The sequence below is a fragment of the Aquabacterium sp. genome (genome assembly GCF_021768455.1).
Classification (GTDB): domain Bacteria; phylum Pseudomonadota; class Gammaproteobacteria; order Burkholderiales; family Burkholderiaceae_C; genus Aquabacterium.
Genome location: NZ_JAIZVX010000026.1, coordinates 25,322 through 33,233, shown reverse-complemented (window position 1 = coordinate 33,233; position 7,912 = coordinate 25,322). Strand labels below are relative to the sequence as shown.

General features: G+C 69.1%; 7 protein-coding genes. 4 read left to right on the top strand and 3 right to left on the bottom strand.

Annotated elements, in window-relative coordinates; translation table 11 throughout:
* The 3 genes from QZ994_RS05660 to QZ994_RS05650 form a co-directional block, all read right to left on the bottom strand.
* Positions 1-1,879 (bottom strand): DUF3488 and transglutaminase-like domain-containing protein (locus tag QZ994_RS05660; protein ID WP_290869424.1); only part of this gene is annotated, 1,879 nt, incomplete at its 3' end.
* Positions 1,876-2,895: a DUF58 domain-containing protein gene (locus QZ994_RS05655; RefSeq protein ID WP_290869420.1), complete on the bottom strand. Its 1,020-nt coding sequence runs from the start codon at positions 2,893-2,895 to the stop codon at positions 1,876-1,878. The genes QZ994_RS05660 and QZ994_RS05655, both read right to left, overlap by 4 nt.
* On the bottom strand, positions 2,892-3,806 hold the full coding sequence (locus tag QZ994_RS05650) for a MoxR family ATPase (protein WP_290869436.1): 915 nt from the start codon (positions 3,804-3,806) through the stop codon (positions 2,892-2,894). Before QZ994_RS05650 ends, QZ994_RS05655 begins: the two co-directional genes overlap by 4 nt.
* A gap of 103 nt (positions 3,807-3,909) precedes the next feature.
* Here QZ994_RS05650 and QZ994_RS05645 point away from each other — a divergent pair, with 103 nt between their 5' ends.
* The 4 genes from QZ994_RS05645 (at position 3,910) to pssA (ending at position 7,774) form a co-directional block, all read left to right on the top strand.
* Positions 3,910-4,845 carry a histone deacetylase family protein gene (locus QZ994_RS05645; RefSeq protein WP_290869417.1) on the top strand — a complete coding sequence of 312 codons (936 nt, stop codon included), beginning with the start codon at positions 3,910-3,912 and terminating at the stop codon, positions 4,843-4,845.
* A 63-nt stretch (positions 4,846-4,908) separates the two neighbouring features.
* A complete protein-coding gene (locus tag QZ994_RS05640; RefSeq protein ID WP_367172256.1) occupies positions 4,909-6,234 on the top strand; it encodes a mechanosensitive ion channel family protein in 1,326 nt (441 codons plus the stop codon).
* A gap of 17 nt (positions 6,235-6,251) precedes the next feature.
* Entirely contained in the window at positions 6,252-6,899 is a 648-nt protein-coding gene (locus tag QZ994_RS05635) for a phosphatidylserine decarboxylase (RefSeq protein ID WP_290869414.1), read from the top strand.
* 56 nt (positions 6,900-6,955) lie between these two features.
* Positions 6,956-7,774: a CDP-diacylglycerol--serine O-phosphatidyltransferase gene (gene pssA, locus QZ994_RS05630; protein WP_290869430.1), complete on the top strand. Its 819-nt coding sequence runs from the start codon at positions 6,956-6,958 to the stop codon at positions 7,772-7,774.
* Positions 7,775-7,912: the final 138 nt, after the last annotated feature.

Sequence of the window (7,912 nt, the reverse complement as noted above, 5' to 3'; positions counted from 1 at the left end):
CCGCAGGCGCTGGCACGCCTGTCGCGAGCAGGTCGCCATGCACCCGATTCAGCAGGCCTTGCCAGGGGGAGGTCCGCTGCCGGGGGCGTGTGGCCCACAGCCACAGCACGCCGGCCAGGGCAAGGCTGACCACCACGATCAGGCACAGGCGCAGCAGGTCCATGCCGGAGGCAGCGGGCCAGCCCCACTGGCTCAACAGGTCGAGCTGGTTCTGGCGTGAGTAGGCGAGCACCCAGGTGTTCCAGCGGTGGTTGGCAGCGTCGAGGGCGGCGCGGCTGCGCAGCAGCCAGTCGGGTGCAAGGTGGGCCAGGCCACCGCTGGCCGAGTCGGCTCGGCGGTTCAGGGGGCGGGTGCGGTCGATCCGTTCCGGGGCCACGGCGGCCGTGGGGTCGGCCCGCACCCAGCCTTCGCCGGCTTGCCAGTACTCGGCCCAGGCGTGGGCATCGCTGTTGCGCACGACCAGCATGCCGTCAACGGGGTTGCGCTCGGCACCCTGGAAGCCGGTGACCACGCGAGCGGGCACGTCCATGGCACGCATCACGACCACGAAGGCGGTGGCGAAATGTTCGCAAAAGCCGCTGCGGCGATCCAGCCAGAAACGGTCGATGAGGTGGCGCTCTGGCTGGCCGTTGGCGCCCAGGGCGTCGTCGCCGGGGGCCAGTGTGTAGCGGTAATCGTGCTGCCGGATGTGCTGCATCACCGCGTTGGCCAGCGTGCGCGCGTCGGCACCCCTCAGGGTGGGCTGCCGGCTGAAGTCCAGAGCCCAGGCCAGGGTGCGAGGGTTGAAGCCGGCAGGCAGTTGCGTCCAGTTGCGCAGGATCGGGTCTGGTGCGGCGGGGCCACTGTGCCAGGCGCTCAGTGCGCGGGCCTGCAGCCGCAGGCGTTCGCGTGGCGGGCTGGGGGCTGTCCAGGCCAGGCCGACGCGCTGCCAGCCCTGCACATCAGCCTGCTCGGCCCGGACCTCGACCGTGCCTTCCAGCAGGGCCTGCTGCCGCAGTCCACTGGGCTCCAGGGTGACTTCGTGGTCGATCCAGGGGCCGCGGAGGGTGTCGGCCCGCAAGGCGTCCATGCGGTCGGTGTCGGGGTGGGGTGGGCGAGCCGTCCAGCGCTGACCATCGAAATCGTCCAGGACCGGACCTCGGAAGTACAGGGCTTGCGGCGGCGGTGTCGCGCCTTCGAACCTCAGGCGCATGACGATGCCGTCGTCCAGGGCGAGTTCGGCCACACGCCCGAGGGTGAGCTGGTCAGACAGCCCGGTGCGAGCCCCGGCATCGGACGGCAAGGCCCACAGCGGCCCGATGCGAGGAAACAGCAGGTAGAGCGCCAGCATCAGTGGCAGCCCCCAGGCCACGGCCCGGCCGGCGTCCTTCAAGGCCGAGGCGATGCTTGGGCGACCCAGGGGGCGCTGGGCCAAGACCAGGGCGCTCAACAGGCCCAGAAAAGCGGCACTCATCAGCAGGGCCATGCCTGGCGTCTGGCTGTGCAGGAACTGGGTGAGGATCAGGAAAAAGCCCAGTGAGGTGATGACGAAGGCGTCGCGCCGGGCGCGCAACTCCAGCGTCTTCAGGCCGGCCAACAGGGTGACGAGGGTGACGCCGGCTTCTCGGCCCATCAGCGATCGGTAGGTGAGCAGGGTGAGTGCCACCGAGGCCAGCAGGCTCAGCAGCAGCACCCAGCGTGGGGGCAAGGCGGCGTCGCGCCAGGCCAGTTGCGCGCGCCAGGCCAGTGCCACCCCCGTGCCCGCAGCACACCACAGAGGCAGGCGCATGGCATGCGGCGCAATGCACAGGGCCAGCACGGTCAGCAGCCACAGGGTGTCGCGCCCCTCGCGGCTGATGGGCAGGGCGCGCGGGGCGCCTGGGCTGATGCGCGTGCTCATGAGGGCTGCCCCCAGCGGCCGAGTGCGTCCAGGCAGGTGCGCAGGTGATGGGGGCCCGCGCCGCAAGGGGTCTCCAGACCCGGCAGGCGCAGGCCGTACAGCGTGCCTTGGGCCAGTGCCTCCCGCTCGGCCTCGACCAGCCACGTGGCCAGACGGCTGAGCCGCGCTTCGGTGCCCAGGCTGAGCAGGCCCGGGCTGTGCTCGAAGTCCAGCCAGCGGTCGGGCGATCGGCGGGTGGCGGGCTCCCGGCTCACCAGGCCACCACCGGCCGCCAGGCTGTGGGCCGATTTGCGCCAGGCGACCTGTTTCAGCGGGTCCCCCCGCCGGTAGTCCCGCAGGCCTTCTGGGATCTCGCCCTGCGGGGTGGCGCTGTGTTCACCCTCGGCGCCTTGGGCGCGGGTCGGCAGGTCGGGCAAGGGCGGGGCCTGCCGGTCGAGCGCAGGCCAGATCAGCACGGTGCGGGCAGGGCGCCAGTGAGCCCAGGCGCGGAAGATGCCCAGGGGGTAGCGTGTCTCGATGCTCAGGCGGGGCAGCTGGAACCACCCTCGCTGGGGGGCGGGCACGTCCAGCTCGACCGGGGTCTCGCCGCCTGGCGGCAGTTCCGTGTCGACCGGGGCTGCGTCGCCCACCTTCACCGAGAGCCCCATGCGACCGCGCCCGGTGGGTGTCTGCGACAGCATCACCGTCACCCGCAGCACCTCGCCGGCGTGCACGCTCTGCAGCCCGCCCAGACGCAGGCGGATGCCCTGCAGGTTTCCGTGCGTCTGGTGCAGGGCGGCCAGGGCGGTGCCGCCCAGGGTGAAGCTCAGGGCATAGCCCAGGTTCACCTGTTCGTTGATCGAGGCCAGCAAGAGCACGATGGCCACGCCGGCCAGGCTCCAGCCTGCGCGTGTGGGCAGGATGTAGAGGTTGCGCTGGTGCAGGGTGAGGTCGTCCTGGCGAGGCAGGCGCTGGTCCCACCAGCGCGCCCAATGCGCACGCCAGCGCTGCCGCAGAGACAGGCGTTCGCCCCTCATGGCACCGGGGTGGCCTCCAGCAGGGCGCGGGCCTGGGCGGCCGCGCTGCGTCCCGACTGTGACAAGGTCCCGAGTCGATGGGCCGTGGCCACCACCCACAGCGCCTGGATGTCTTCTGGCGACACGTGCCCACGCCCCGACACCAGGGCCCGCGCCCGTGCCAGCTGCAGCAGCGAGAGGCCCGCCCGTGGGCTCAGGCCCAGGCTGAACCAGTGCCCATCGCGGGTGGCCGCGATCAGGGCCTGCAGGTAGTCGAGCAGGCTGTCGGCCACGTGCACCTGGCTCACCTGGTCCTGCAGGGCCTGCCATTGCGCCGGCGTCAGCACGGCAGGCAGGCGGGCCAGGGCCTCGCGCCGGTCTTCCCCCCTGAGCAGGGCGCGTTCGGCCTGGGGCGAGGGGTAGCCCAGGGACAGCCGCATCGCAAAGCGGTCGAGCTGGGATTCCGGCAGGGGATGGGTGCCCAGTTGCTCGGCCGGGTTCTGCGTGGCGATCACGAAAAACGGCGAGGGCAGGGCGCGCGTTTCGCCCTCGACCGACACCTGGCGCTCCTCCATGGCCTCGAGCAGCGCACTCTGGGTGCGGGGGCCCGCACGGTTGATCTCATCGGCCAGCAGCACCTGGGCGAACACTGGCCCGGGGTGAAAGACGAAGGACTCGCGCTGGCGCTCGTAAACGCTCACGCCGATCAGGTCCGAGGGCAACAGGTCGGCCGTGAACTGCACCCGCGAAAAGCTCAGCCCCAGCGAGCGCGCCAGGGCTTGTGACAAGGTGGTCTTGCCCACGCCAGGCACGTCTTCGATCAGCAGGTGGCCCGATGCCAACAGGCAGATCACCCCCAGGCTGACCTGCTCCCGTTTGCCCACGATGATCGTGCTAACCTGATCAATGAGCTGTTGGATGTGCGACACCATCGACGTCGAGGTGCTCACCAGATGCGGGGTCGGGTCGGGGGCGTTGCGCAGCATGACCAGACCTTAACCCAAACGCCTGCGCGCTGCAGACCGAGACAGACCCATGGCCACCGGCTACTTTTCCCATCCCGATTGCCTGGCCCATGACATGGGGCAGGGCCATCCGGAGTGCCCCCAGCGCCTGCACGCCATCGAAGACCAGCTCCGCGCCTCGGGCCTCGATGCCCTGCTGACCCGCCCCGACGTGCCCCTGGCCGCCAACGCCGACCTCGCCCTGGCCCACGACCTCCATTACGTGCTGACGCTGGACGACTTCCTCCAGCAGCTCGAGTCCACCGGCGACACCCGCGCCCTTGACCCTGACACCTGGGCCTCCCCCGGCACCCGCTCGGCCGCCTGGCGTGCAGCCGGTGCCGCCGTCGCCGCGACCGACGCGGTGCTCGACGGTCAACTCGACAACGCCTTCTGCGCCGTCCGCCCGCCGGGCCACCACGCCACCCATGACCACACCATGGGCTTTTGCTTCTTCAACAACGTGGCCGTGGCGGCCCGCCATGCGCTCGACGTCCGAGGCCTGCAGCGCGTGGCCATCGTCGATTTCGATGTGCACCACGGCAACGGCACGGAAGACATCATGGCCAACGACGACCGTGTGCTCATGGTCGGTCTCTTCCAGCACCCCCTCTACCCCTACAGCGGCGCCGACAGCAAGGCCTGCAACATGGTCAACGTCCCGGTGCCGGCCCGCAGCAGCGGCGCCGTGGTGCGGGATGTGGTCGAGTCCTACTGGCTGTACCGCCTCGAAGACTTCCGCCCCGAAATGATCTTCATCTCGGCCGGGTTTGACGGCCACCGCGAAGACGACATGGGCAACCTCGGCATGGTCGAGGCCGATTACGTCTGGATCACCGAAAAGGTGCTGGAGATCGCCAGGCGACATGCCAAGGGCCGGGTCGTGTCTTGCCTGGAGGGGGGCTACAACCTCAGTGCCCTCGGCCGCAGCGTGGTCGCCCACGTCCGCGCCCTGATCGAGGCCTGATCGGGGCCCGCACCGGCTGGATCCAGGGCATCATCGAGGGCTGTCAGCAGCCCGCCCTTGTCCGTGTTGTCCTTCTTGTCGATCCCCGCCTTGCCCACTGCCGTGACCCCCACCCACTCCAGCCAACCCCTGAGCGCCGAAGAGCTCCAGGCCCTGTGGGGCCAGTTGCACCAGCCGGCCGCCCTGACCGAAATCGCCGTGATCCTGGCGTGCCTGGGCATGTCGTGGTTGCTGGTGCGGGTCTGGCGCGGTCGCCAGGCCGATCCCGCCTCCATCTGGTTCGGCCAGAAGGTGGTCGATGGCGTGCTCTTCCCCTTGCTGGCGCTTTTGTTTGCCCTGGGCATGCGCCGCGTGCTGCTGGGCGAAGTGCCCCTCACCGTGTTCCGCGTGGCGGTGCCCGTGCTGGTGTCGCTGGCCGTCATCCGCCTCACCGTGAAGGTGCTGGGGGCGGCCTTTCCCACCTCGCGCACCGTGCGCATCGTCGAGCGCACCGTGTCCTGGCTGGCCTGGCTGGGCACCGTGCTCTGGGTCACCGGCGTCATGCCCCTCATCCTCGACGAGATGGAAGAGGTCACCTGGAAGGTGGGCGCCACCCAGGTCAGCTTGCGCAACCTGGTCGAAGGCGGCTTGAGCGCCGTGCTGGTGCTGATCCTGTCTCTGTCCATCTCCTCGGCCATCGAAACCCGCCTCTTGCGTGGCGCGACCGACAACCTCTCCGTGCGCAAGATCGCCGCCAACGCCATCCGCGCCGTGCTCATGACCTGCGGCGTGCTGATGGCCCTCTCGGCGGCGGGCATCGACCTCACCGCGCTGTCGGTGCTGGGTGGGGCCATTGGCGTGGGCCTGGGCTTCGGTCTGCAAAAGCTCGCCGCCAACTACGTCAGCGGCTTTGTGATCCTGGCCGAACGCAGCCTGCGCATTGGTGACCTGGTCAAGGTCGACAACTTCGAGGGCCGCATCACCGACATCAACACCCGCTACACCGTGCTGCGTTCGGCGGCGGGGCGAGAGTCCATCGTGCCCAACGAGTTGCTCATCACCCAGCGGGTCGAGAACGCCTCCCTGGCCGACACCAAAATGATGTTGAGCACCGTGCTGCAGGTGGCCTATGGCAGCGACCTGGACCGCACCCTGCCCGAGCTGGAGCGGGCCATCGCCGCCTTGCCCCGCGTGCTCGACAACCCGGGCCCGCAGGTCTTCCTCTCCGGCTTCCCCTCCGACGGTCTGGAACTGACCGTCGCCTTCTGGATCGCCGACCCCGAAAACGGCCAGCTCGCCGCCCGCTCCGACGTCAACCTCACCATCCTTGCGACCCTCAACCGCCTCGGCGTGCAGATCCCGTATCCCCAGCGCGTGGTCCACGCTGCGGTGCCTGCGCCCCAGGCTTGAGTTATCCTCAAGGCACCATGAATTTGTCGATGCCCTCCTGGGGACGCGCCCCCGGCGCCATGCCGGGCCTGTTTGTGGGTGCCCTCATGCTGGCCGCGCTGGCTGCGGGTGCCCACCTGGTTGCGGCCCTCGCCGGTCTGGCCCTGCTGGCCTGGCTGCCCATCTGGCGCGAGCGCCCGCGGGCCGTGCCGGCACAGGCAGGGGCCGTGCTTTCGCCTGCCGATGGCCGCATCGTCCGCATCGAAAAGGCCACCGACCCCTATGGCCAGCGCGAGGCCCTGCGCATCAGCGTCTTCATGAGCCTGTTCAGCCGCCATGGCAATCGTGCCTGCGTCGACGGCGTCGTGCGCCAGGTGCAGTATTTCCCGGGCAAGTGGCTGCAGGCCGAACTCGATGCCAACGCCGCCGGCAACGAACGCAATGCCTTGCTGATCGATGCCAACGGCCAGCTCATCACCCTGGTGCAGGTGGCCGGCCTCATGGCCCGTCGCATCCTGTGCCACGTCAAGGTGGGCGACACGCTCACCCGCGGCCAACGTTATGGCCTGATCCGTTTCGGGTCCCGCGTCGACATCTACCTGCCGCCGCATGCCGTGCCCAAGGTCGCTCCTGGCGACAAGGTCTCGGCCACCACGACCATCCTTGCCACCCTCTCCAAGGCCTGAGCGTGGCGCCCACCAGCTCCCCGCCGCCTGTTTCAGACACATCCTCCGTGCCAGACATCGACCCCACCGCCATCGACCACCTTGACGACGACGAGCCGCCTCGTCCCCGCCGCAAGGGCATCTACATCCTCCCCAACCTGTTCACGCTGGCGGCGCTGTTCGGGGGCTTCTACGCCATCGTGATGGCCATGAACGGGCAATTCGAGCAGGCTGCCGTGGGCGTCTTCTGCGCCATGGTGCTCGACAGCCTCGACGGCCGCGTCGCCCGCATGACCAACACGCAGAGTGCCTTCGGCGAGCAGATGGACAGCCTCTCCGACATGGTCTCCTTTGGCGCCGCCCCTGCGCTCATCGCCTACGAATGGGCGCTGAAGGACCTTGGCAAGCCAGGCTGGATCGCCGCCTTCGTCTACTGCTCGGGTGCCGCCTTGCGCCTGGCGCGCTTCAACACCAACATCGCCGTGGTCGACAAGCGCTTCTTCCAGGGCCTGCCCAGCCCCGCGGCTGCGGCCGTCGTCATGGGGCTGATCTGGGTGGTCACCGACCTGGGTGAAACCGCGCGCTCCATCCCGGGCATGGTCTGGCTGACCTTCGCCTTCACGCTGTACGCGGGCCTCACCATGGTCACCAACATCCCGTTCTACAGCTTCAAGGACGTGAATTTCCGCCGCACCGTGCCCTTCATTGCCATCGTGGCCATCGCCCTCGGCATCGCGGTCATCACCATCCACCCGCCCATCGTGCTGTTCGGCATCTTCGTGGCCTATGGCGTGTCGGGTTATGGCGTGTACGTGTGGAAGCGCATGAAGGGCAAACCGGTGAGCGTGATCTCCACCTCCACCGACGAACCCGATGAGCGCGGCCTACACCGCTGATCGTTTTTTTCTACTGGTTTTGCCCGGCTGCTGCCGGGGCCCCGCGTGCTATATTCAAACCCATGACGACCTTCAACACCTCGCTGCTGCTACCCCTAGGAGTGCCCCGGGCGCGTTGATCGCTGTCGTCTGTACACA